Here is a 23,117-nt window from a genome sequence, read left to right as displayed (position 1 = left end):
CCCACCTTTGCACTTCACGACAAAATTAATATTGGAATTCTCTAACTTGTCCCTTCAAAAAAAGCGAAAGAAGACCGAAATATCAAATAGAAGTCAAAATTAATTTGAAGTATATAAGGAGAATTTTAAAGATGAAAAGACTGACAGACTGGTATTTTAATTCGCTAAAAAAACAAATATTGATTCCCTTTTTAGCTTTGATCATGATAAGCGGAATGGCCATTTCCTACATGAGCTATAAAAATAGTATCGAGTTGACGACCAAGGAACTTACCGGAACGACGGAAGAGCAAGTCAAGTCAATGAACGATTCTTTCGAGACCTTCTTTCAAAAAACGGAAAACCAATTGGATAGAATCAGTAAATATCCTATTATGATTTCTTATGATAAGAACCTCGAATCCATAATGGATGAATTTTCTTATACGCAAACCAGTAACTCTGAAATAAATGGTATATATCTCGGCACAGAGAAAGATGGAAAAGCATTTATATTCCCAGAAACTGAATTGCCGGCTGACTACGACCCAAGACAGAGGGATTGGTATCAATCCGCATTAAAACAAAAAAACAAGACCATTTGGACGGAACCTTATACCGATCAGGCTACGAATGAACTTGTCATTACGGCAGCAAAAGCCATATATGATGATCGTGATGAATTAATAGGCGTGCTAGGTGTCGACATCTCGATCGATACATTGATCACGATGGTCAATCAAACGAAATTCGGCGAAACGGGCTATACGGTTTTGCTTGATCAGAAAGGGTCATTCGTTACACATCCAGACAAGGAAAAAATTCAACAGGATATATCAAAGGAAAATATTTTCAAAAAAATGAAAGGTGAATCCGGATCAATGATCGAGGAATTTGAAGGGCAAAGCCGGATCGTCGGATACGCCACAAATCCTACCACCGGATGGAGAATAGCAGGGGTAATGGAGGAAAATGAAGTGAAAGTCCGGGCAAGCCCGATGATAATCGATAATGTCATCACACTATTGATTGTCTTTACCGTCACTGCACTATCTACCATCTTCATCACCCGTTCTTTAACGAATCCCATTAAAAAGCTGCAGGAATCCATACGGAAAATGGCTGACGGCGATTTCACCTCCTGGAATTCCATTTCCAGAAAAGATGAGATTGGCCAACTTGCAGAAGACACCAGCTTAATGACCAGGAATATGAGTCATATGTTAGGGGTTGTCAACAACCTTTCCGATAAAGTATCTGATTCCTCCATGACGCTAGTGGCCAGTGCCGATGAAAATTCAGCAGCAGCTAACGAAGTGGCCATGACGATGGAACAAATAGCAGCCGGTGCCATAGACCAAATCGAAGTCGGGCAGAATAACGAAATGGCCGTAAAGCTATTGGCTGACAAAATCAATGATCTTGAGGCGCAAACGGGAAAAATGGCCACGGAATCCGAAAATATGTTCAAGGCTTCCGAAAACGGAATCACTCAAGTACAAGGCCTGAAACAACAATTCAATGAAACGTCCCAGATATCCAATAAGATGAGCACGGCAGTCAAATCATTGGATGCACGATCCAATGATATCAGTGCGATCGTAAAAACCATAAGCGGGATTGCAGGACAAACGAATTTACTCGCCCTGAACGCTGCCATCGAAGCAGCGAGGGCTGGTGAACACGGAAAAGGGTTTGCAGTTGTTGCCGATGAAGTGAAGAAATTGGCCGAACAAACGGAAAAATCACTGAAAGAAATCTCTGAAATCATTCAAGCCATGCAAAACGATACAACCAATACCGTTCATTTGATTGATCAAGTCAATCAAAAAATCCATCTTCAGGATACTTCTGTAACGGATACGGAAAATGCTTTCAGTCACATTGCATCCATCATCGCGAACACATTCAGCAATTTTGACGAAATAAAAGAGATGATGAACGATATGGTAAACGAAGTCACACGGATGGCGGGCAATGCAGAAAAATTAAATTCAATCAGTCAGGAAACTGCGGCAGGAACCGAAGAGGTATCAGCTTCCGTAGAACAAACGAATGCTTCCATGGAACAATTAAATGCCCTGGCTAGTGAATTGGATGCCCTATCCCAGGAAATGCACAAAGAAATAAAGAAATTCACATTCTAATCAAAAAAAGGACGGCCCCTAAGGGATCCGTCCTTTTTAAAATGACGCCTTATAGAGTTCTTCTGCCATTCGTCAGCGTTGCATCGGTTTCGGTTATTCCCGAGTAAGAAGAACTGGATTTTCTCGCATCCGAATCGACTAACACAAGCAATTTGCCGCTCTTTACATCCGCTTCATAACTATTCGCTTCGTCTTCAGGTATGCCCATTCCGATTAATGTACCGGCCAATCCTCCTGTTCCAGCGCCTACAGCCGCTCCGGCTAATGTTGCAGCAAGCGGTCCTGCAGCCAGTACCGGCCCGATTCCCGGAATCGCCAACGCACCCACACCTGCCAATAATCCGGCAGCACCGCCCAAAATACCGCCAGTCGCCGCACCAGCTGCGAGCCCCTCTTCAACTTTTGTACCCGTTTCTTCATTCACTGCATTTAATTCTTCTTTATCTTTAGCTACCACTGAAATATCTTCACGATTATACCCTTGGGCCTGTAATGACTCAACAGCCTTTATAGCTTCTTCTCCAGTTTCATATACACCAATTATACGTTTATCCATATCTATCATCCTCCTTAAAGAATGTAAATTGTCGCTCCCCCTTTACATACCCCAGGGGATGAAAGTGCTAAACGTTATTTAACAGGAAAATATTTTCGAGTTAACCCTTATTCAGAAAGGGTATATATAATAGTAGTATGCATATTTTTAGGAGGTTTTCTTTTTGCTCATCGAGTTACTTAAAGATTTAGTATCTATCGACAGTTCATCGAAAGAAGGAGCCAACCAAGCGGTTGATTACTGTGCGGACTGGCTTAAAGATCAAGGACTTACCGTGAATGTGATTGTAAATAACGGTTATAAAATGCTTGTTAGCGAGATTGGCAGCGGGGAAAAAACCCTAATTTGGAATGGCCATGTCGATGTTGTCAGCGGTACGCCGGATCAATTTTTCCCTGAGGTTCATGAAGGAAATTTATATGGACGCGGAACAGCCGATATGAAAGCTGGAGTTGCAGGGATGATGTGTGCATTTACCGAACTGAAAGATAAGGACTTAGGTTTAAAAATCCAGCTACAGATCGTATCCGATGAAGAGATTGGCGGGTTGAACTGTTCCGGATATTTAGCGAAACATGGTTATCGGGGGGACTTTGTAATCTGTGCTGAACCGACGCAACTGGGAATCGGACTCCAGGCAAAGGGTGCCCTTCGTCTCGATATTGAAGTATCCGGCAAATCTGCACACGGAAGCCGTCCATGGGAAGGCGTGAATGCAATTGAAAAGGCCTATGATCTCTATCAAAAAATAAAGGAACTTCCTTTCACCCGGGATCATACTCCCCTTTACTCTTCCCCTTCACTTAACCTAGCAAAAATAAAAGGCGGGGATGTCTATAATAAGGTACCGGATGCTTGTTTGCTAAGTCTTGATATTCGCTATCTTCCTACGCAAACAATGGAAGAAATCATTGCTCAGATCGAAAGTGTGACAGGAAATAATGTTCTCCTTAATATGTACAGTAAACCTGTAAAAACCGAAGAATCAGACCCATTCATCACTTTGCTCCGACCGATTATCGAAAGAAACACCAAGCAAGATGCTGTCATTTTTGGACAACATGGCTCTGCAGATACCGTCTTTTTTGCGGCATATGATATCCCAGCGATTGAATTCGGACCAAAAGGCGAGAACTGGCATGGAGATAGGGAATGCGTCAATCTTGAATCAGTAGCAGTCTACCAAAAAATGCTGGTCGATTTCGCTTCTGAATTTATTTTACATTAATCCAAATCATGAAAAAAGCCGGCATCACATATAGACAAAAGGAAGTCTATCTACATTTTAAAAACAAAGTTGATTGAAACGAAAGGTGCGAGACTCCTGCGGGAAAAGCGCGTCCAAGGGAGACCCCACAGGCGCAAAGGCGCCGAGGGGCTCCCGGACCGCCCGCGGAAAGCGAGTGCCTGGAGTGGAAATCAATGTTCGAATTTTAACAAGCTCTCAAAAAAACTTAGACAAACTCGATTTTCATCGATTTTGTCTAAGTTTGAGCCGGCATCACATAGATGTCGGCTTTTTTCATGTTCCGAATATCCTCTCCCACTAAAATAAACAGCATTCAATCGTCTATTATTACGTTGTTTTTTTACAAAATATACAGGACTTTAAAACCAGGGATTTAACATCCATATGTTACCTCATCATACAGGATGTGCCATTACATCAACACTATTTAACAAAAATATGCTTATACTGACATAATAAATAATATATTCACATTTAACTGATAAGTACTTTTGACCTAGTTTATATTACATTTATTTATCAAGGGAAACCTTTTTGTAACACAATTACTATTCCACCGAAACATTATTGTCATAAAGACCTGTTATTCTAAGTCTACGATTTAAAACAAAGGAGACTATTCATTTTGAAAAAAATACTACTTCCACTATTCACTGCTTTCTTTTTGGTATTTAGTTTTTCCGGAGTTTCATCGGCTGCTACTACTACATACAAAGTTAAAAGCGGCGACACACTATGGGGTATCGCCAATAAACATAATATAACAGTCAATCAACTCAAAAGTTGGAACAACCTGAAAAAAGATAACATCCATCCAAAACAAGTTTTAAAGGTCAAGAAAACATCGACCTCTGCTAAACCTAAAGCTAAAGCAAAAACATCATCATCATCCAAGAAATATAAAACGATCACGGTGAAGGCAACAGCTTACACTGCGAACTGCAAAGGCTGCAGCGGGATTACAGCATCTGGTCTTAACTTAAAGAAAAACCCTAACGTAAAAGCCATCTCGGTCGACCCTAAGGTCATTCCACTAGGAACAAAAGTTCATGTAGAAGGATACGGGGATGCCATTGCGGCAGATAAAGGCGGCGCAATCAAAGGGAATAAAATTGACGTCTTCTACTCTTCTCACTCAAAAGCTATCAATTGGGGCAGAAAAACCGTTAAAGTAAAAATCTATAAATAATGATAAGCACCAGCCTGAAACCTTTCAGGCTGGTCTTTTGTTTTTCCCATTCTTACAAACATCTAAACAACCAGTTGACCTTCAAACGGAAATATTTACTGAAATTTCAGTCAATGTTATGATTAGTACATCTTAATCAAAAGAGAGGTGTGCGCTTTGAATATTGTCATTATAGGGGCCGGGGCACTCGGCTCCTACTTTGGGGGCAGGTTGCAGCAGGCCGGACAGGATGTTCAATACCTTGTCCGAAAAAACCGCGCCAAACAATTGAAGGAAAACGGGATCAGCATAACCAGCCCACATGGAAACTACCAATTCAACGACCTTCATATCACAGAGAATGTAAATGATATAGAAAAGGTCGACCTCGTGATTCTCGCCGTAAAAGGACAGCATCTGCAAGGCACTCTTACAGATTTAAAGGTCCTTGTTGAAAAGGGCGCAAAGGTCCTCCCGCTTTTGAATGGATTGGAGCATATATCCATTTTACAGGAGGCGCTGGGCGATGAAGCCGTCTTGGGAGGAAGTGCCTTCATCATCGCCACCCTTGATGAAAAAGGTCATGTCATTCACTCCAATGAAAATCACGATTTAATCTATGGCCCGCTTCATCCGTCACAAAAAAAGATTTGTGATGAATTCGAACAGGCGGCGGGATCAGCTATCATGAAGGTAAGCAGAACGGAAAACATATTGATCAGGATGTGGATCAAATACATGTTCATCACCGCATTTTCCGGTGTGACAACAGCATTGAACCTCCCTATCGGCACGATACGGAGATACCCGGAAACCAATGGATTGCTAGAAAAGGTCCTTGTTGAAATGAAGGAGCTTGCAAATGCTTATGACGTCGGAATTACTGTGGAGAATATTGCTCAAGCGTTGGAAAACATGGCAGGCTTACCTGATGAATCCACCTCTTCGATGCACCAGGACCGCCGGAAGGGCCTAACCCTCGAAGTGGAACATTTACAGGGCGGTGCACTGCGCCTAGCCGACAAGGTCGGTTTGAAACTTCCTGTGATTGGAACCCTATATGCACTAATAAAACCATTTGAAAATTGATTTTCGCCAATACCGGTGCTCCACCGGTATTTTTTTACGGCTTAGTAATCTCTTTATATCCTAATCTTCACTTTTAATTCCTCTTCAGTTATTCAAAATCCCCAAGACCAAAAAGAACAAAAAGAAAACAATATCACCAAAAGAATATTCTGATTCTTTCTTCTGTTACACTATTATCAAGTTAAGAAAGCGCTATCATATAACAAAGGAGAATGCCCCTTGAAAATATTAAAAAATTTAACAGTTCAGGTCATCATCGGTATCATTCTGGGTATAACAGTCGGTTTCTTCTTCCCTGCTTTCGGTGAACAACTGAAGATATTGGCTGATTTATTTATTAAAATGATTAAAATGGTCATCGCACCAATCATCTTCTTAACCGTCGTAATCGGAATTGGCGGTATGGGTGATATGAAAAAGGTTGGCCGCATCGGCGGTAAGGCCCTGCTTTATTTTGAAATCGTTACCACTTTCGCACTTGCCATCGGAATCATCGTGGTCAATCTGCTGGGACCTGGTAAAGGCTTTAACATCGATTCAGTCGAGGGCGGAGATGTATCACAATATACGACAGCCGCTTCCGAAACGGAACATGGCGCCGTTGCTTTCATTTCTAATATCATTCCTGATAATGCCGTTGCCGCACTGGCTGGCGGAGACTTACTCCCTATTCTATTCTTTGCCGTATTATTCGGATTATCAATGGCGGCAATGGGACCGAGAGTGCAGCCAGTCGTTTCTTTCTTTCAGCATATTGCCGACATTTTCTTCGGCATCGTCGGTATGATCATGAAAGTTTCTCCATTGGCCGCATTTGGAGCAATGGCTTATACAATCGGTAAGTTTGGCCTTGGTTCTTTAACCTCGTTAGGACAATTAATGGGCAGTGTTTATATCACAATGGCACTTTTCATTGTTCTTATCCTTGGCTCGATTGCAAAAATGTATGGCTTTAATATTTTCAAGTTCATTGCCTATATAAAAGAAGAGATCCTCTTAGTTTTAGGAACCTCTTCATCGGAATCCGCCCTGCCAAGCGTGATGAAAAAACTCGAAAAATACGGTTGCTCAAAATCGGTAGTCGGTTTGGTTGTCCCAACCGGTTATTCTTTCAACCTTGATGGCACTTCCATCTACTTATCCATGGCTGCGATTTTCATCGCCCAAGCCTATGGTGTCGATTTAAGCATCTGGCAGGAGTTGACCCTTCTAGGAATCTTGATGTTAACATCCAAAGGTGCTGCCGGTGTAACGGGATCCGGTTTCATCACACTTGCTGCAACATTAGCTGCCTTCCCAATGATTCCAGTTGAAGGAATGGCATTACTGCTTGGGGTCGACCGCTTCATGTCAGAAGCACGCGCCATCACCAATCTTATCGGTAACAGTGTCGCTACAGTGGTCATTTCTAAATCAGAAGGTGAATTCAATCCAAACCAAGCCATCTCAGGTGATATGAGTGAAGTGGCTGTCTCATCGGAAAAATAATTGAACCTTGAATGAAGAGGTGTGCAACTTGCACCTCTTTTTTGTGTATTTCTCCCTTTCTAGCAATGAAAGCCATTTTTCTATAAATAGCCAATCAAATAAATTTCAGAATCACTGAAAAGTGTTTATACTTTTATGTAACAGGTAAAAGTATAAAGTATAAAGTTTAAAGTTTTAGTAGTTTGATGGATTTAACCAAATTAGGAGGTTTTATCATGAAGGATTACGGATTATTTATTAACGGTGAGTGGTCGGATTTTGGATTGGATAAAATTGAAGTGAGAAACCCGGCAACGGATGAAGTAGTTGCCACCGTTCCTAAAGGCGGTGCAACTGAAGCGGCGAAGGCTGCAGATGCCGCATATGAAGCCTTTACGGGCTGGGCTGCACTCTCAGTCTACGAACGCGCTGAACTAATTTGGAAATGGCATCGATTGATTGATGATCATAAAGAAGAACTGGCAAAAATCATGACTGAAGAGCAAGGAAAGCCCCTTAAAGAAGCTCTTGGTGAAATGACATATGCCAATGGCTTTTTATCTTGGTTTGCCGAAGAAGGAAAAAGGGTATACGGCGAAACGATTCCTGCTTCCGTGTCCAATAAGCGGCTTTTCGTGACTAAACAGCCTGTCGGAGTTGTAGCTGTCATTACGCCTTGGAACTTTCCTGCAGCCATGATTACAAGAAAAGTGGCACCAGCGCTTGCCGTCGGCTGCACAGTCGTCATTAAACCGGCAAACCTTACTCCCATAACAGCTTTAAAAATGGCTGAATTAGCTGAAGAAGCCGGCATTCCAAAAGGAGTCATCAACGTCGTGACAGGAAAATCCTCAGAAATCGGCGAAACTTGGCTTCAAGATACGAGGGTTCGTAAATTGACGTTTACCGGTTCTACAGAAGTCGGCAAAACCCTGATGAGGGGCTCAGCAGACACGGTAAAGAAAATCTCGCTTGAACTCGGAGGTCACGCACCAGCAATCGTTCTTGAGGATGCCGACCTTAATAAAGCGGTTGATGGCATCATCAGTTCAAAATTCCGTAACGCAGGACAAACATGCGTCTGTTCAAATCGCATTTATGTCCACGAAGCCATTCAAGAGGCCTTCATCGAAAAGCTCGTTGCCAAGGTCAAGGAACTAAAGGTAGGAAATGGACTGGAAGATGGCGTCGATATCGGTCCGCTTATCGATCAAAATGCAGTGGATAAGGTTCAAAAACAAATTGATGAAGCAATCAGCAGCGGCGCTAAGCTCGAAGCTGGCGGCAAATCAATAAGCGGCCTTTTTCTTGAACCGACCGTATTGTCCAACATTGATGACAGCATGCTCTGCATGAAGGAAGAAACATTTGGTCCACTAGCTCCCATTGCCTCCTTTAAGACTGATGAAGAGGCAATCAAGAGGGCAAATGACTCCATCTTCGGTTTGGCAGCTTACGTCTTCACTGAAAACATCACAAAGGGCATCAAATTCACCGAGGCACTTGAATTCGGTATTGTTGGCTTGAACGATGGACTTCCTTCCGTTCCGCAAGCTCCATTTGGCGGATTCAAGCAAAGCGGACTCGGCCGTGAAGGCGGACACCAGGGCATCGAAGAATTCTTGGAAGTAAAATATATTTCCTTAGGTTTGTGACCTATTTACCACACTAAGAAAACGGGCCCGACTCAATTGAGTCGGGCCCGTTTTTTCATTCCAATATATCTTCTTCAAGCTTTTCCTCTTTTCGGATCCTGATGAATTTAACGATATTCAATACTATCGTTTTAACAACCGAGTAGGTCGGAACGGCCAAAATCATGCCGATGATACCGGCAATGTTTCCGGCCACGAGCAATAGGATGATGATGGTCAGCGGATGTGTGTTCAATTTTTTCCCGATGACTAGCGGTGAAATGAAATTACCATCCAATTGCTGAATGACCGTTACCACCAGAATGACCAATAATGCCTCTGTCGGTGAATGAATCAATGCCACAATGACAGCAGGAGCAGCTCCGATAAACGGGCCTACATATGGAATGATATTGGTTACAGCACCAATCAGCGCGAATAAGAACGCGTAAGGCAAACCAATGATCAAATACCCAATGAACGTTCCGATCCCGACAAACATGCAAACAAGAATCTGCCCTTGTATGTATGTAGTAAGCGTCCCGCCAGTTTCCTGAAGTACTGTTAAAGCTGGTTTTCTATAGCGAACCGGTACGAATTTCATAATGGCGGCCGGAAGCTTATCCCCATCCTTCAACATATAAAACAGGATGAAAGGAACCGTTACGACCACTAAAGTAATATTCGTCACCACGCTGAAAACGGAAGTTAAACTGTTCGTTATATTACTAGGTAAGTTGGTCAAATATTTTTGCAGCGAATCCCCTACTTCTTGCAGAGGTACATAATCTTGTTCCACCGTCCATAAAAACCATTTTGACTCCGCAGAATCTTCAATGAACTTCCTTGTTTGATTGAAATAATCCGGAAGGTTATTGATTAAGTCCGTAACCTGTTTGGAAAGTGACGGGCCAACCAGACCGACCAGTAAACTAATCAACCCAAGGAAAAATACGTAAAGCAATAAAATCGCCAATCCCCTTGGCACTCTCCTTTTAACGAGGAAATCAACGGTAGGGTTGAACAAAAAGTAGAGAAAACCCGAAATCAAGATTGGAAAGAACAATGTAGATGTAAAAATGACTATTGGTTCAAAAAGAAAAGAAATCTTTGTACCAACATAAAAAAGTAAAGACAATAGTAATAACTCTAACGTCCAAAAATGCAGTTTTTGCTTGAACAAATTATCTCCTCCACTATAAGCAATTCTATATAACTCCCTATTTCTAAGGAAACAACATCATGAATGTGAAAAATTCTATGTATGATAATCTTTCATTGTTAGCAGTTTACCATATTTCTATAACTTGAATGAATAATTATATACAAAAATAAAAGAAAAAAGCCTAAAGATACAGTTCCCTATCCATTTGATGGTTAAGCATCATTTTACACTTTAAATCTGTTATTTGTCGCAGGAAAAAGAATCAATAGGAAACACCATACAAATTACTTAGGAGAAATAATCTATTTACCTTTCAATATTCCATTGATGTGACGAAAGATTCATTGGTTTTCACCTATACCGGAGACGGACCCAAATAAAAAACCCCGCTGTATTGGCGGGGTTTTGAGTCTTAATTTTGATCTTGAAGAACCACTTCAAGCATCGTACCGTTTTTAGCTAGGTTCGTATGCCATGAAAATGCTTTTTCAAGTATGTGCGGAGTTTGATGCCCGCCCGTTTGCGCAACAGCTTCAGTGAAGTATGCACGTAGCTGTGGACGGTAGTCAGGATGAGCACAGTTTTCTATGATTAACTCTACGCGCTCTTTTGGTGCCAAGCCACGTAAATCAGCGATCCCTTGCTCTGTCACTAATACATCCACATCATGTTCAGTATGATCCACATGCGAAACGAAAGGAACGATACTGGAAATTTTGCCGCCTTTTGCATATGATTTCGTTACGAAAATGCCTAGGCGTGAATTACGGGCAAAATCTCCTGATCCGCCGATTCCATTCATCATTCTTGTCCCAGAAACATGTGTCGAGTTTACATTACCATAGATATCGCACTCTAACGCTGTATTGATTGAAATCAAGCCCAAACGACGGATGATTTCAGGATGGTTAGATATTTCCTGTGGACGAAGAACTAGTTTATCACGGTATTTTTCAAGCTCACCGTAAACTTGTTTCCCTTTTTCTTCAGCTAATGTAATCGAACACCCTGAAGCGAATTTAACCTTTCCAGCATCGATTAAATCAAATACCGCATCTTGCAGCACTTCTGAATAAACTTCCAAATCCTTGAATTCAGAATCAAGGAAGCCAGCGAATACTGCATTTGCCACTGAACCTACACCCGACTGAAGCGGAGCAAGGCTTTCAGTTAAACGGCCAGCCTTGATTTCTCCACGAAGGAAGTTAATGAGGTGGTTGGCGATTGTTGCAGTTTCTTCATCCGGCGGCACGATTGTAGAAGGTGCATCAAGATCTGTAGAAACGACGATTCCCATTACTTTTTCAGGATCAACCGCAATGCCTATCGATCCAAGGCGATCACTTGCTTTAGTCATAGGAATCGGTTCGCGTTCCCCTTGTTTAGCCGGTGTATATATATCATGCATCCCTTCCAATCCTTCTGGATGGGATACGTTCAATTCAATGATCACATGTTTAGCTTCTTGAACGAATATGGCTGAGTTGCCTACAGAAGTTGTCGGGATGATCAATCCATCTTCCGTAATCGCCAATGCTTCGATGATTGCAAAATCTATCGGTCCGACAATGCCTTGACGAACTTGTTCAGCTGTATGAGACAAATGCTGATCCACATAAGTTACTTCATCAGCATTGATTTTATTGCGAATGCCTTTATCCGCTTGGAACGGCAAACGTTTATTTATGATACCTGCTTCCGCCATATGTTGGTCGACTTCCGGTCCTAATGAGGCACCAGTATATACGTCAACTTTGAATTTTTCAGTTTTAGCTCTTTCAACTAGAGCCATCGGAATAACTTTAGCATCACCAGCACGGGTAAATCCACTCATACCTAGTTTCATCCCATTTTTAATCCATGAAGCTGCTTCTTCCGCTGTAACTACTTTCCCCTTAAATTGTTCGTTGCGAATTTTTTTGAAAACGCTTTCGTTCATACAAAAGACCCCCATTTTTCGCTTTTCTTACACTTAATTTTACCAATCCTGTGTAATCGTCACATTCATTTTCGAATGAAAAGCCTTAAATTGGGCATAAACCAGCATTTCTTTCACACAAAGGAGAATCACTAAAACCCCAAAGCCCTCCTGAATTGACTTGCATATGTTTGACTGACCTGGATTTTGGAGTTATCTTTCATTATCAATAAAAATGTAGAATGGAAATCAGGAAGGATCTCTTTTATATAGTTGATATTGACGATGTACGAACGGTGCACACGAATGAATAAATCACTAGGTAAAATGAATTCCAATTCACTTAAATTCATTTTATGAAATCCACTCACACGTTCGGACTGAATTTTAGTTTTCCTATTTTGAGCTTCCAGATACATAATTTCAACATATGGAAGCGGTATCCAGCGGTCATCTGTTTTAATGGTCAGGAATGATGTCGGTAAAATTAATGGCTTTGACGGCAAGATGGCCGTTACCGCCCCTAAAGGATTGCCCTCGTCCATGATAGGAACACTCAGCCCATAGTAAGGTACGCCAAATACATTACTTTCAACTTGCACCCCTATTTTTTTACGGACGCTCAGCGCTTTATATGTCGCCGTATTTTCACTGATTAAATCACCTGGTTTTATTCTTAAGTCCACTTGTTTGCTCGGTTGATAATAAATGTATTTTTCGGAATCAGCCACAGAAATTGAAGCATCCTTCGGAACAAACTCCCTGATGATATTTAAAACGGATTCGACCGTAAATTGATCCATTTCCTTTCACCTCTTAAAAGAACATATTAATAATTTCCCTATTATTAAGCAGGGGCATTCATGAAGTAATTCATAGTTTTTTGGTAAATTTACATTTTTTTGAATTTTCTTTTCGGAAAATTAAAGAAAAATTGAAGTAACTAAGCGAAAAGCGTCGAAAAAAGCAAAAAAATCGTATTTAAATTTATATCCTTATTCATTATAGTTGGAATGCTCCGCGATTTCCATGGGGGATTCAAGAAAAAAGGTTTCCTTAATATACTAATATTTAAATGTCACAATCCAGCTGGACATCAAACAAAAAAAGCCGCTCTCCCCTAGGATAACGGCTGAAAGGTTATTTTTTTGAACGGGGATTTTGAAACGTGGATTTTAATCGGAGTGATAAAATCTCTTCTAAATTTTTCAGTGGCAATTCCAATAAAAAGGGTCTGTCATCAGGTTGATATACATCCTCTGAAATGAGCGTATTAACGATCTTCTGTTTTTTTGCATTAACAATTCGGACCAGTCTCCCCATTTTCAGCTCCCTTTCTTTTATCTTCTGTATCCGGCGGAATTGATCATCAGATGTCATTCTTTAACGCATCATGACCTTCTTTACCGGTACGGATATTCACAACATTCGCCAATTCATATATGAAGATTTTACCGTCACCCGGTTTACCGGTACTCAAGAATTTCCTTGCTACATCCACAACATCCTGAACTGGCACTTCACACACGACGATTTCGATTTTCATTCGATCATGCAATGACATTTCACGATTTCTGCCTCTATATGTTTCCACATAACTTTTCTGAAGACCCGTTCCTTTTACTTCCGATACTGTCATTCCGCTTACCCCTATTTTTGCAAGTTCCGCTTTGAATTGTTCAAATTGGATAGGACGTGTAATGATTTCTATTTTCGTTAAAATCTCGGACATATGAGCACCCCCATTTAAATGGATTCGTGATAAGCTTTTTCTCCATGAAGTGTAAGATCAAGCCCCATTGACTCATCTTCTTCACTGACACGCAACGGTACGAAAAGGTTAATGGCTTTAGCAACGATATAAGTGACCACGGCAACGAAGATATATGTCGCAATGATCGCTACAAGCTGCTTCCACAACAAGTTGAAATCTCCATAGAATAAACCATTTGCACCGCTTTCGTTTACGGAAGTTGTCGCGAACAAACCTGTAGCGATGCCACCCCATGTCCCGCCGATTCCATGTAACCCGAAAGCATCAAGCGCATCGTCGTAACCCAGTTTATTCTTCAGGAAGAATACGCCCCAGAAACAAACGGCACCGCCGATGACACCGATGATGATTGATGAAGCGGGCGTTACGAATCCGCAAGCGGGTGTAATGGCCACCAAGCCAGAAATGGCTCCGGATACTGCACCCAGCAATGTTGCCTTTTTATTAGCCATATACTCGACGATCAGCCATCCAATGATACCAGCAGCTGCTGCAACAGCTGTATTAACGAATACATTCATCGCCACTTCATTGATTGTCAGTGCGCTTCCGACGTTGAAGCCATACCAACCGAACCAAATTAATGATCCTCCAAGAAATGTTAAAGGAAGATTATGCGGTGCACTGTCCCCCGACTCTTTCCTTTTACCTAACATGATTGCTAATACCAAACCTGCAACCCCTGAAGATATATGAACAACGTTGCCACCTGCAAAGTCAAGTGTACCCAGTTCCGCTAACCAGCCTCCCCCCCATACCCAGTGTGCAACGGGAGCATATACGAATAAAGACCATAGGATCGTAAAAATCAGGAATGCTGAAAACTTCATCCGTTCGGCAATGCCACCCGCAATGATCGAGACCGTTAAAACGGCAAAAGTCATTTGGAATAACATGAACAAACTATGGGGAATTGTTTCGCTGTAAGGTCCAGGTGCAAAACCCACATCCTTTAAACCAACCCAGTCCAGACCGCCCAGAAGTGAATTACCAGGTGAAAATGATAATGAATACCCAATCAGCACCCAAAGAATAGAAATGACAGCCAGAGGCATATAACTATGCATTGCCGTATTCAAGACATTTTTACTTTTTACCATACCTCCATAAAATAGGGCAATTCCTGGTGTCATTAGCCAAACCATCATCGTCGCCAAAAACATGAATACCGAATCTGCCATTTGCATACTGTTTTTTCCCCCTTATTTTTTATATATGTTATGTTTACTAACACTATTATGTTATATTTTTTATCATATACTTAATTTTCTAATAATTCAACTTAATTTTTGTATTTTTCATAAAAAATGTTAGATTATATAACATCAATAAGAATAAAGGATCAGCAAATGTGATTTTTTTGGTTAATAGTCACTTTTCCACATCTTCACGACTCCATGGCTGTTACATTTCACCCTCCACTTATTCCCCCTCGAAAAAACCATTAAAAAAAGGGCCCTCCTATTGAGGACCCTTCAATAAATATTCATTAACAGCAACGAGACACTTTCCCCCCCTTTGCGTTATACCGTTCATCCTGGGCTTCGCAGAAAAATTCTTTCCTGGTTTTCACGGGATCTTCAGGATGATGCTTTCTCATATGTGCCACATACGTATCATAACTTGGCACGCCGACGAGCAAACTGATGAATTGCTTTCTGTAGCTGAGAATTGTAATTATTCTTTTCAACATCGCTTTCCCTCCCTTATGACGACCTTGATACATAAGGCGTTTCATGTAAATCTATTTTCTGGTTCTTCAAGACTTTTATCCATAACCTAATGGCAGAAATCAGGACCGTGATCACCACGATCATGAAGATGGCACATAGGGCAGCATCCACATAATCATTGACGATAACCCGCTTCATCTCGGCCAGATTGGCTGCCGGAGCAAGAACTTCCCCGCTATCATAAGCCTCTTTAAATTTATCCTTATGTGCTAAAAAGCCAATTGCCGGGTTTTCGTGGAACAGCTTTTGCCACCCTGCCGTCATGGTCACTATCAACAAGAATGTAGTGGGCACAAGAGTGACCCATGTGTACGCTTTTTTGCCCATTTTGAAAAGGACCGTCGTCCCAAGCAGCAATGCAATGGCGGAAAGCATCTGATTCGCAATTCCAAACAATGGCCAAAGGGTATTGATTCCGCCAAGAGGATCAATGACCCCTTGATAAAGGAAGTACCCCCAACCGATTACACAAATGGCAGTCGCAATTATATTGGGCAGCCATTTATTCGTTTCGGCAAATGGTTTGTAAAAGGTGCCGATGATATCCTGTATCATAAAACGTCCCACCCTGGTTCCTGCATCAATCGTGGTTAATATGAACAATGCCTCGAACAGTATCGCGAAATGATACCAGAACGCCATCAGGGACGCACCCCCAATCACTTGGGAGAAGATATGGGCCATGCCGATTGCAAAGGTTGGAGCTCCTCCAGTACGGGATATAATTGTCTCTTCCCCAACATCGTCTGCAAGGCCGGTAATCATCTCAGGTGTCACAAGGAAACCCCAATCTGATATCGTAGCAGCCACTTGCGCTGGTTCCGTTCCCACAACGGCCCCCGGGCTGTTAATGGCAAAATAGATGCCTGGCGTCAATACACAGGCGGCAATCATCGCCATGATGGCTACAAAGGATTCAGTCAACATCGCCCCGTATCCGATTGGACGTGCATGTGATTCGCGTTCAATCATTTTAGGAGTTGTACCTGAGGAAACGAGTGCATGGAATCCCGATACCGCTCCACAAGCGATCGTAATGAATAGGAACGGGAATAAATTGCCGGAAAATACAGGTCCCGTTCCATCGATGAATTGAGTGACGGCAGGCATTTCAAGGCTCGGCATGACAATAAAGATACCAAGTGCAAGTCCGATGATCGTACCGATTTTCAAGAATGTACTTAAATAATCACGCGGTGCCAATAACATCCATACAGGCAAAACGGAGGCAACGAAACCATAGACAATCAACATGATGGCAATCGTTTCCCCGCTGAAAGTGAACATTGGCGCCAATGTTGCACTCTCGGCTACAAAGCGGCCGAAATATAACGCGAGCATCAAAAGTATGATTCCGATAATCGACCCTTCACCAACCCGTCCCGGCCTTATATAACGCATGTAAATGCCCATCAGGACTGCAATCGGTATGGTCGAGGCAATCGTGAACATTCCCCACGGACTGCCCACCAGCGCTTTTACGACAACCAGGGCAAGTACCGCCAGTAAAATGATCATGATACCGAGGATACCGATCATCGCTATCAAGCCTGTAATCGGTCCAATCTCCTCTTTGATCATCTCTCCCAAAGATTTGCCGTTACGGCGCATCGAACCGAAAAGAATGATGAAATCCTGTACGGCACCAGCCAAAACAACTCCGACTACAAGCCATAGCGTCCCTGGCAAATATCCCATCTGCGCTGCAAGGATAGGGCCTACGAGAGGTCCAGCTCCGGCAATTGCTGCAAAGTGGTGGCCAAACAACACCCATTTGTTTGTAGGTACATAATCTTTCCCATCATTATTCGCTTCCGATGGAGTCTGGCGATTGTCATCTAGCTCAAACACTTTCCGTGCAATGAATTTACTATAAAAGCGGTATGCAATTGAATAAACACAGAGTGCCGCAGTAACAATCCACATGGCATTGATGCTTTCCCCCCGGTTTAGCGCGACGAAACCAAAGCTCACCGCACCCAATGCAGATATGATCCCCCAAAGAATAACAGACTTAAGCGCTTTCATTTTTTTCCATCTCCTCTCTATCGATCTAGTGTACAACTATAAAAAACCTTCATTTATAAGGGGTCAGGGCAGTATTTCTCCCCGTACCCATTAAATTTAAAGAATTTTATATATATTCTGAATTATATGTTACCATAAGGTTTTTTAGCAATAGCAATTTAGTCAATTTGTAAAGTATTTTCCATTATTTTGTCGATAATTCCCTCCTTTCCCACTTTGGTGGAATCAATGATTTCCATGCTTTATAAAAATCGTATTGTGTGAACGCATTTTTAGAAGATTCATCATTAAATGAACGGGATGCAATCCCCAAGTTTATGATGCTCATTATGGGACCAACACAAAAAATGCGCGCCGGATGGCACACATTTTTTCTTTATCCTATCTGATTTTCCCTTAATGAGCTGCGGTTTAGATCGTAATAAAAACCCCTCTGCCGCAACAATTCATCATGGGATCCTTTTTCAATGATCCTTCCTTCATCAAGTACGAGGATTTGATCACTTTGCTGAATTGTATTCAATCTGTGGGCAATGACAAAACTTGTCCTTCCCTCCATCAAGCGCTGTAATGCTTCCTGGATTTTAAGCTCGGTTATCGTATCTATGCTACTTGTCGCTTCATCCAAAATCAATAAAACGGGATCCGCTAAAATAGCCCTGGCAATCGATATTAGCTGGCGCTGCCCCTGACTTATTCCACTGCCATCTTGATTCAAGATGGTATCGTATCGATCTGGCAGTTTCATGATAAAGGAATGGGCATTGGCAAGCTTGGCTGCATTCACCACTTCTTCATCTTCCGCCTCCAGCCGGCCGTAGCGGATATTTTCACGAATCGTACCTTGAAACAAGAAGGAATCCTGTAAAACGAAGCCCATATGCTTACGGAGACTGGACCTCGTCACCTGTTGGATATCCTGGCCGTCAATCAATATCCGGCCGCTGTTCGGCTCGTAAAAACGGGCAAGAAGATTAATGATCGTGGTCTTACCTGCCCCCGTGGGACCTACAAGCGCGACGGTCTCCCCTTTTTTTGCATGGAAACTAACATCATATATCGTTTGCTCCTCATCATTATACGAAAAGGAAACACCCTCAAAGTCCACCTCACCGCGGACTTCACGAAGTTCAGAAGCCTGTTTCTCATCCACTTCTTCTTCTTTTTCATCAAGTATGGCGAAAACCCGTTCAGCACCGGCAACAGCTGAGAGGAGTGTATTGAATTGGTTAGCCAGGTCATTGAGCGGACGGGTGAATTGCCTTGAGTACTCTGTGAAGATGACAATGACCCCGATGGAAACCGTACCTATGCCACTCAGCGCCAAAAACCCGCCGACAGCGGCTATTACCGTGAAACTTAAGTTGTTCAGTAAATTCATCAGTTTTGGGATCAGCCCTGAGTATGATTGTGATAGGAATCCGGCTTTCTTTAAATTTTCACTCCGGATGATAAAATCACGGATCACTTTATCTTCCTGTGAAAAAGCCTTTACGATCCGTTGTCCGGAAATCGTTTCTTCTATAAACCCATTCAGTTCTCCAAGGTTCTTCTGCTGTGCTTTAAACAGCTTTCCCGTCCTGTTCGTTATCCACTTCAGACCGAAGAACATGAGAGGAACGATGAATAAGGTTAAAATAGTTAATAAAGGGCTCAAATACAGCATGACTCCGATCGTCCCGACAAGTGTCAGCACACTTGAAAAGATCTGGATGACGGAACTATTCAAAGTGGAACTGACATTTTCAATATCATTCGTGACCCTACTCATCAACTCCCCGTGCTGACGCCGATCAAAAAAGGGAATGGACAACTGGTGAAGCTTTTTGAATAGTTGATTGCGCATCGCATAAACCGTATCCTGTGCAATTCCGATCATCCAATAATTCTGAAGCCACATGGAAAGGGAATAAAATATGTAGACTCCGAGAAGCCCTAAAAGAAGGCTGATCAGCCCCCCGCTATCTCTTGTGACAATATAATCATCAATGGCCATCCCAACAAGAAAGGGTCCAAGCAATCCCAAAACCGAGCTTATCAGTACCATGAAAAGGACACAAAATAGCAGGCTTTTATTCGTTGCCAAGTAGGGAATGATCCTTTTTACCGTATTCCAGGAGTTGACCGGTTTAGACTTTGCCTTATCGGGGGATATTCTTCGACTCAAGCGAAATCCCCTCCTCCCCAAACTGTGAGTGAACGATTTTTCGATAAAGATCGCTTGTTTGCATCAAATCCTGATGTTTCCCCAGCGCAAGGACTTGACCGCTTTCCAGCAACAAGATTTTGTCAGCCTCCATGGCTGTACTGATTTTTTGTGTAATGATGAGCGTTGTGCATGTATAGTCCTTTAAAGCGGCAAGCAATTTACTTTCCGTCTTCAAATCCAAGGCACTTGTACTATCATCCAGAAGGAGAATCTTCGGTTTGCGCACCAATGCTCTTGCAATCGATAAGCGCTGCTTTTGCCCTCCCGAAAGGTTCACTCCTTTTTGCCCTAACTGGGTTTCATATTGCTTCGGAAGTTTCATTACGGTCTCATGGACCTGAGCATGCATGGCCGCAGCCATGATTTCCTCCATCGAGGCACCCTCTTTTCCCCAAGCGACATTATTTTTTATGGTCCCCGAAAAAAGCAGGGCCTCTTGCGGTACATAGCCGATCCTGTTCCGCAGCGAATTCAAGGGAATATCTTTCAGATCTTGGCCATCAATTTGAATGGAGCCGATTTCAACTTCATATAATCTCGGAATCAGCTGAAACAGTGATGTTTTCCCTGATCCTGTCGCTCCTATGATGGCAAGCGATTCTCCCGGATCGATGGAGAAGGTCAGGTTTTTCAATATCGGGGTTTCGGTTCCAGGATAGCGGAAAGATACATCCAGAAACTTAATGCCTCCCCCATTGACGGCCCCACTCTTGCTTTCCGCCTTACCTTCATCAATATCTATCGGGGTTTCAAATATTTCCGTCACACGTTCCGCTGAAGCCTTTGCACGGGAAATGACCATGATCAGCCATGAAAAAACGGAAAGGGATGCCGCGATCCTCGTGGCATAGTTGACAATCGCCACAACTTCCCCTACCTGTATATCTCCCGTTGTTATAAATTCACTTCCAAGCCAGAGAATGATCAGAATCGCCACATTCATGACAAGCATCAGCACAGGCATCGTCGTTTCAATTAAACGAAGGGAAGACACAGTCTTTCTTTTCAACTCTTCATTCGCATCGTCAAATCGGCCGATTTCATGCTCCTTACGAAGAAAAGCTTTGATCAAGCGCATGCCTATCAGGTTTTCCCTCATGACTCCATTGACATTATCGAGTTTTTTCTGGACGAGCTTAAACAGATTAGCCGCCCGCTTCATAACCCATCCCAAGAAGAAAACCAGAACCGGAATTGAAATGACCAATACGAGGGATAATTTCAAATCGACCGCAATAGCCATGATCGCTCCGCCGATTACGATCAACGGCGCCCTTGCCATGATACGCAAGCCCATAAAAATCGTATTTTGAAGTTGGGTAACATCATTCGTCATCCTTGTGATCAACGAGGAAGTCGGGATATTATTCAAGTTCGCAAAAGAAAACGCCTGTATTTTACCAAAAAGGCTTTTCCTGACATCATGTCCAAAGCTTTGACTTACATGTGATGCCGTAAATGAATTAACGATCCCGCCAAGAAATGAAAAAACGGAAAGTCCAACCATGACACTTCCCCATTTAATCACCACCGATAAATCTTTCTGCAAAATGCCATCATCAATGATTTTTGCTATAAATAGAGGTTGTAATAGCTCTACCCCGAGCTCGACAATCATTAAGGATAAAGCAAGAATGATCAAAAGCCAGTATGGCTTAAGAAATGAGGACAATTTTTTCATCTATGACACCTTCGATTCTCCGTATGTAAATAGCATCTTTTCATCCTCTCATTATACATTTTTATACAGATTTTTTAAAAGATTTTAACTGTTTTAAAGCATTGGTAAATATCTTGAATTTTTTTTATAAATACCCTTGACAAATAACAGGAAATAAGCGAAAATTCTAATTGATAATGATTTTCAATTTCATTATCGATCTCTGAAATTTGATAAGCAATTACGATATTCTCTTATCGTACCCTTTTGATATTGTACATAGATACAATGTCGCCCCGGCTTCTCTGTGCCTAGTAAAATTATATGCTCATTAGCGAATGCAAGTCACTAGAATATTGCCCCCTCTTTATTCAAGTAATTTATTCACATTGGAAGCATATTAGGCAGCCGGGGATTATTTTTTTCAACTATTAAACTTACATATATGATTAAAGGAGCAGGATGATCATGAAACTAGAAGATATCATTAAAGAACGGCGCAGCATCAAACGATTTAAGGACATTCCTGTTCCTATTGATACCATCCAATCATTATTGGAAACTTCGACATGGGCACCGAACCATAAAATGACCCAGCCATGGCGCTTCGTCGTGGTGCATGGTGATAGCCGTTTAAAACTCGCAGAAGCAACACGTGCATTCATGGAAGGCAAAGAGAAGGACCCTGAAAAGAAAAAAGCAGCCGGACAGCGAGGATATAATAAACTCATAGGTGTACCGATGTTTGTCGCAGTGATCATGGAAGAGAATCCGAATCCCATGACACGTGAAGAAGATTATGCGGCTACAAGTGCCTTGATCCAGAATTTCAGCCTGCTTGCCTGGGAACAGGGAATCGGGATGATATGGGAAACATACGGCATGATACACAGCATGGAGTTTCGTGAAGCTTTGGGCGTGAACCCAGGCGAGAAGATCGTCGGCAGCCTTCACGTTGGCTATCCCGATATGATCCCTGCCCCGCGTCCAAGGAACGCGATCGATCAACTCCTGACCATTATGGACTAACATAAAAGGAAAGCCTCCAATCTTCCAGTTGGAGTCTCAGACTGTAGACAAACTTGAACTGCCCCGTAAATGTTAGACACCAAACTAACATTTACGGGGTGTTTTTTATGGCTAATTTTTCTGCCGAACAGAAAATATTCATTGTACGACTTTACCTTGAAGAAAAGCACAGCTATATGGATCTTCAGAAAATATTTGAAGTTTCGTATCAAATGATTCAAGGATGGGTTCGTTTATACCAAATTCAAGGAGCCGATGGATTTAAGAAATCCTATACAAGTTATTCTACGGAGTTTAAAATGGATGTACTTA

19 protein-coding genes are annotated in these 23,117 nt (G+C 42.2%); 8 read left to right on the top strand and 11 right to left on the bottom strand.

The window, feature by feature from the left end; all coding sequences use genetic code 11:
* Nucleotides 1–131 precede the first annotated feature (131 nt).
* Nucleotides 132–2,126, top strand: a complete 1,995-nt coding sequence (locus AC1DIV_RS11005) for a methyl-accepting chemotaxis protein (protein WP_477576387.1) — start codon at nucleotides 132–134, stop codon at nucleotides 2,124–2,126.
* A gap of 49 nt (nucleotides 2,127–2,175) precedes the next feature.
* On the opposite strand, the gene AC1DIV_RS11000 is transcribed toward AC1DIV_RS11005, so the two are convergent.
* On the bottom strand, nucleotides 2,176–2,682 hold the full coding sequence (locus AC1DIV_RS11000; protein ID WP_477576385.1) for a general stress protein: 507 nt from the start codon (nucleotides 2,680–2,682) through the stop codon (nucleotides 2,176–2,178).
* Between the two features lie 163 nt (nucleotides 2,683–2,845).
* On the opposite strand from AC1DIV_RS11000, the gene AC1DIV_RS10995 reads away from it, so the two are divergent.
* The 5 genes from AC1DIV_RS10995 to AC1DIV_RS10975 all read left to right on the top strand — a co-directional run bounded on the left by AC1DIV_RS10995 (nucleotide 2,846) and on the right by AC1DIV_RS10975 (nucleotide 9,310).
* Nucleotides 2,846–3,910 (top strand): M20 family metallopeptidase, encoded by a 1,065-nt coding sequence (locus AC1DIV_RS10995; protein ID WP_340874218.1) that lies wholly within the window; start codon nucleotides 2,846–2,848, stop codon nucleotides 3,908–3,910.
* 646 nt (nucleotides 3,911–4,556) lie between these two features.
* Entirely contained in the window at nucleotides 4,557–5,120 is a 564-nt protein-coding gene (locus tag AC1DIV_RS10990) for a 3D domain-containing protein (RefSeq protein ID WP_063577450.1), read from the top strand.
* Between the two features lie 147 nt (nucleotides 5,121–5,267).
* A complete protein-coding gene (locus AC1DIV_RS10985; RefSeq protein WP_477576384.1) occupies nucleotides 5,268–6,188 on the top strand; it encodes a ketopantoate reductase family protein in 921 nt (306 codons plus the stop codon).
* 219 nt (nucleotides 6,189–6,407) lie between these two features.
* Nucleotides 6,408–7,676: a dicarboxylate/amino acid:cation symporter gene (locus AC1DIV_RS10980; RefSeq protein ID WP_095390446.1), complete on the top strand. Its 1,269-nt coding sequence runs from the start codon at nucleotides 6,408–6,410 to the stop codon at nucleotides 7,674–7,676.
* Nucleotides 7,677–7,891: 215 nt separating this feature from the next.
* Complete coding sequence (locus tag AC1DIV_RS10975; RefSeq protein WP_048685027.1) at nucleotides 7,892–9,310, top strand: NAD-dependent succinate-semialdehyde dehydrogenase; 1,419 nt, start codon at nucleotides 7,892–7,894, stop codon at nucleotides 9,308–9,310.
* 55 nt (nucleotides 9,311–9,365) lie between these two features.
* Here the strand turns inward: AC1DIV_RS10975 and AC1DIV_RS10970 are convergent, their stop codons facing one another.
* The 10 genes from AC1DIV_RS10970 to AC1DIV_RS10925 all read right to left on the bottom strand — a co-directional run bounded on the left by AC1DIV_RS10970 (nucleotide 9,366) and on the right by AC1DIV_RS10925 (nucleotide 21,797).
* The gene (locus AC1DIV_RS10970; protein WP_323596649.1) at nucleotides 9,366–10,472 is read right to left on the bottom strand and encodes an AI-2E family transporter; all 1,107 of its coding nucleotides are present in this window, start codon (nucleotides 10,470–10,472) and stop codon (nucleotides 9,366–9,368) included.
* A 394-nt stretch (nucleotides 10,473–10,866) separates the two neighbouring features.
* Entirely contained in the window at nucleotides 10,867–12,393 is a 1,527-nt protein-coding gene (locus AC1DIV_RS10965; protein ID WP_477576382.1) for an acetyl-CoA hydrolase/transferase family protein, read from the bottom strand.
* Between the two features lie 131 nt (nucleotides 12,394–12,524).
* Entirely contained in the window at nucleotides 12,525–13,175 is a 651-nt protein-coding gene (locus AC1DIV_RS10960; RefSeq protein WP_323066546.1) for a LytTR family DNA-binding domain-containing protein, read from the bottom strand.
* A 337-nt stretch (nucleotides 13,176–13,512) separates the two neighbouring features.
* Nucleotides 13,513–13,752 (bottom strand): hypothetical protein, encoded by a 240-nt coding sequence (locus AC1DIV_RS10955; RefSeq protein ID WP_340874212.1) that lies wholly within the window; start codon nucleotides 13,750–13,752, stop codon nucleotides 13,513–13,515.
* Entirely contained in the window at nucleotides 13,742–14,104 is a 363-nt protein-coding gene (locus AC1DIV_RS10950; protein ID WP_048685015.1) for a P-II family nitrogen regulator, read from the bottom strand. The genes AC1DIV_RS10955 and AC1DIV_RS10950 overlap by 11 nt, the downstream gene beginning before the upstream one ends.
* A gap of 14 nt (nucleotides 14,105–14,118) precedes the next feature.
* Complete coding sequence (locus AC1DIV_RS10945) at nucleotides 14,119–15,333, bottom strand: ammonium transporter (RefSeq protein ID WP_034305862.1); 1,215 nt, start codon at nucleotides 15,331–15,333, stop codon at nucleotides 14,119–14,121.
* Between the two features lie 302 nt (nucleotides 15,334–15,635).
* Nucleotides 15,636–15,839, bottom strand: coding sequence for a YbdD/YjiX family protein (locus AC1DIV_RS10940; protein ID WP_251541563.1), 204 nt, complete (start codon nucleotides 15,837–15,839; stop codon nucleotides 15,636–15,638).
* Nucleotides 15,840–15,852: 13 nt separating this feature from the next.
* A complete protein-coding gene (locus AC1DIV_RS10935; protein ID WP_340874211.1) occupies nucleotides 15,853–17,907 on the bottom strand; it encodes a carbon starvation CstA family protein in 2,055 nt (684 codons plus the stop codon).
* Nucleotides 17,908–18,283: 376 nt separating this feature from the next.
* Nucleotides 18,284–20,074, bottom strand: coding sequence for an ABC transporter ATP-binding protein (locus AC1DIV_RS10930; RefSeq protein ID WP_340874210.1), 1,791 nt, complete (start codon nucleotides 20,072–20,074; stop codon nucleotides 18,284–18,286).
* Nucleotides 20,049–21,797: an ABC transporter ATP-binding protein gene (locus AC1DIV_RS10925; RefSeq protein WP_340874209.1), complete on the bottom strand. Its 1,749-nt coding sequence runs from the start codon at nucleotides 21,795–21,797 to the stop codon at nucleotides 20,049–20,051. Before AC1DIV_RS10925 ends, AC1DIV_RS10930 begins: the two co-directional genes overlap by 26 nt.
* A gap of 447 nt (nucleotides 21,798–22,244) precedes the next feature.
* On the opposite strand from AC1DIV_RS10925, the gene AC1DIV_RS10920 reads away from it, so the two are divergent.
* On the top strand, nucleotides 22,245–22,805 hold the full coding sequence (locus tag AC1DIV_RS10920; protein ID WP_340874208.1) for a nitroreductase family protein: 561 nt from the start codon (nucleotides 22,245–22,247) through the stop codon (nucleotides 22,803–22,805).
* A gap of 107 nt (nucleotides 22,806–22,912) precedes the next feature.
* Nucleotides 22,913–23,117, top strand: a 205-nt coding sequence (locus AC1DIV_RS10915) for a helix-turn-helix domain-containing protein (RefSeq protein WP_477576380.1), incomplete at its 3' end; no start/stop codon positions are given.

This window comes from Peribacillus sp. 05N428, assembly GCF_056397085.1.
Note: the sequence above shows the minus strand (reverse complement) of the source record. Positions and strands in the feature narration are given on the sequence as shown.

Bases quoted from the DNA above. Each gene is read 5' to 3' on its own strand.
- AC1DIV_RS10955 (WP_340874212.1), bottom strand. From the start codon at position 13,752: ATGACATCTGATGATCAATTCCGCCGGATACAGAAGATAAAAGAAAGG.
- AC1DIV_RS10950 (WP_048685015.1), bottom strand. From the start codon at position 14,104: ATGTCCGAGATTTTAACGAAAATAGAAATCATTACACGTCCTATCCAA.
- AC1DIV_RS11005 (WP_477576387.1), top strand. From the start codon at position 132: ATGAAAAGACTGACAGACTGGTATTTTAATTCGCTAAAAAAACAAATA.
- AC1DIV_RS10940 (WP_251541563.1), bottom strand. From the start codon at position 15,839: ATGTTGAAAAGAATAATTACAATTCTCAGCTACAGAAAGCAATTCATC.
- AC1DIV_RS10945 (WP_034305862.1), bottom strand. From the start codon at position 15,333: ATGCAAATGGCAGATTCGGTATTCATGTTTTTGGCGACGATGATGGTT.
- AC1DIV_RS10965 (WP_477576382.1), bottom strand. From the start codon at position 12,393: ATGAACGAAAGCGTTTTCAAAAAAATTCGCAACGAACAATTTAAGGGG.
- AC1DIV_RS10935 (WP_340874211.1), bottom strand. From the start codon at position 17,907: ATGAAAGCGCTTAAGTCTGTTATTCTTTGGGGGATCATATCTGCATTG.
- AC1DIV_RS10975 (WP_048685027.1), top strand. From the start codon at position 7,892: ATGAAGGATTACGGATTATTTATTAACGGTGAGTGGTCGGATTTTGGA.
- AC1DIV_RS10920 (WP_340874208.1), top strand. From the start codon at position 22,245: ATGAAACTAGAAGATATCATTAAAGAACGGCGCAGCATCAAACGATTT.
- AC1DIV_RS10960 (WP_323066546.1), bottom strand. From the start codon at position 13,175: ATGGATCAATTTACGGTCGAATCCGTTTTAAATATCATCAGGGAGTTT.
- AC1DIV_RS11000 (WP_477576385.1), bottom strand. From the start codon at position 2,682: ATGGATAAACGTATAATTGGTGTATATGAAACTGGAGAAGAAGCTATA.
- AC1DIV_RS10925 (WP_340874209.1), bottom strand. From the start codon at position 21,797: ATGAAAAAATTGTCCTCATTTCTTAAGCCATACTGGCTTTTGATCATT.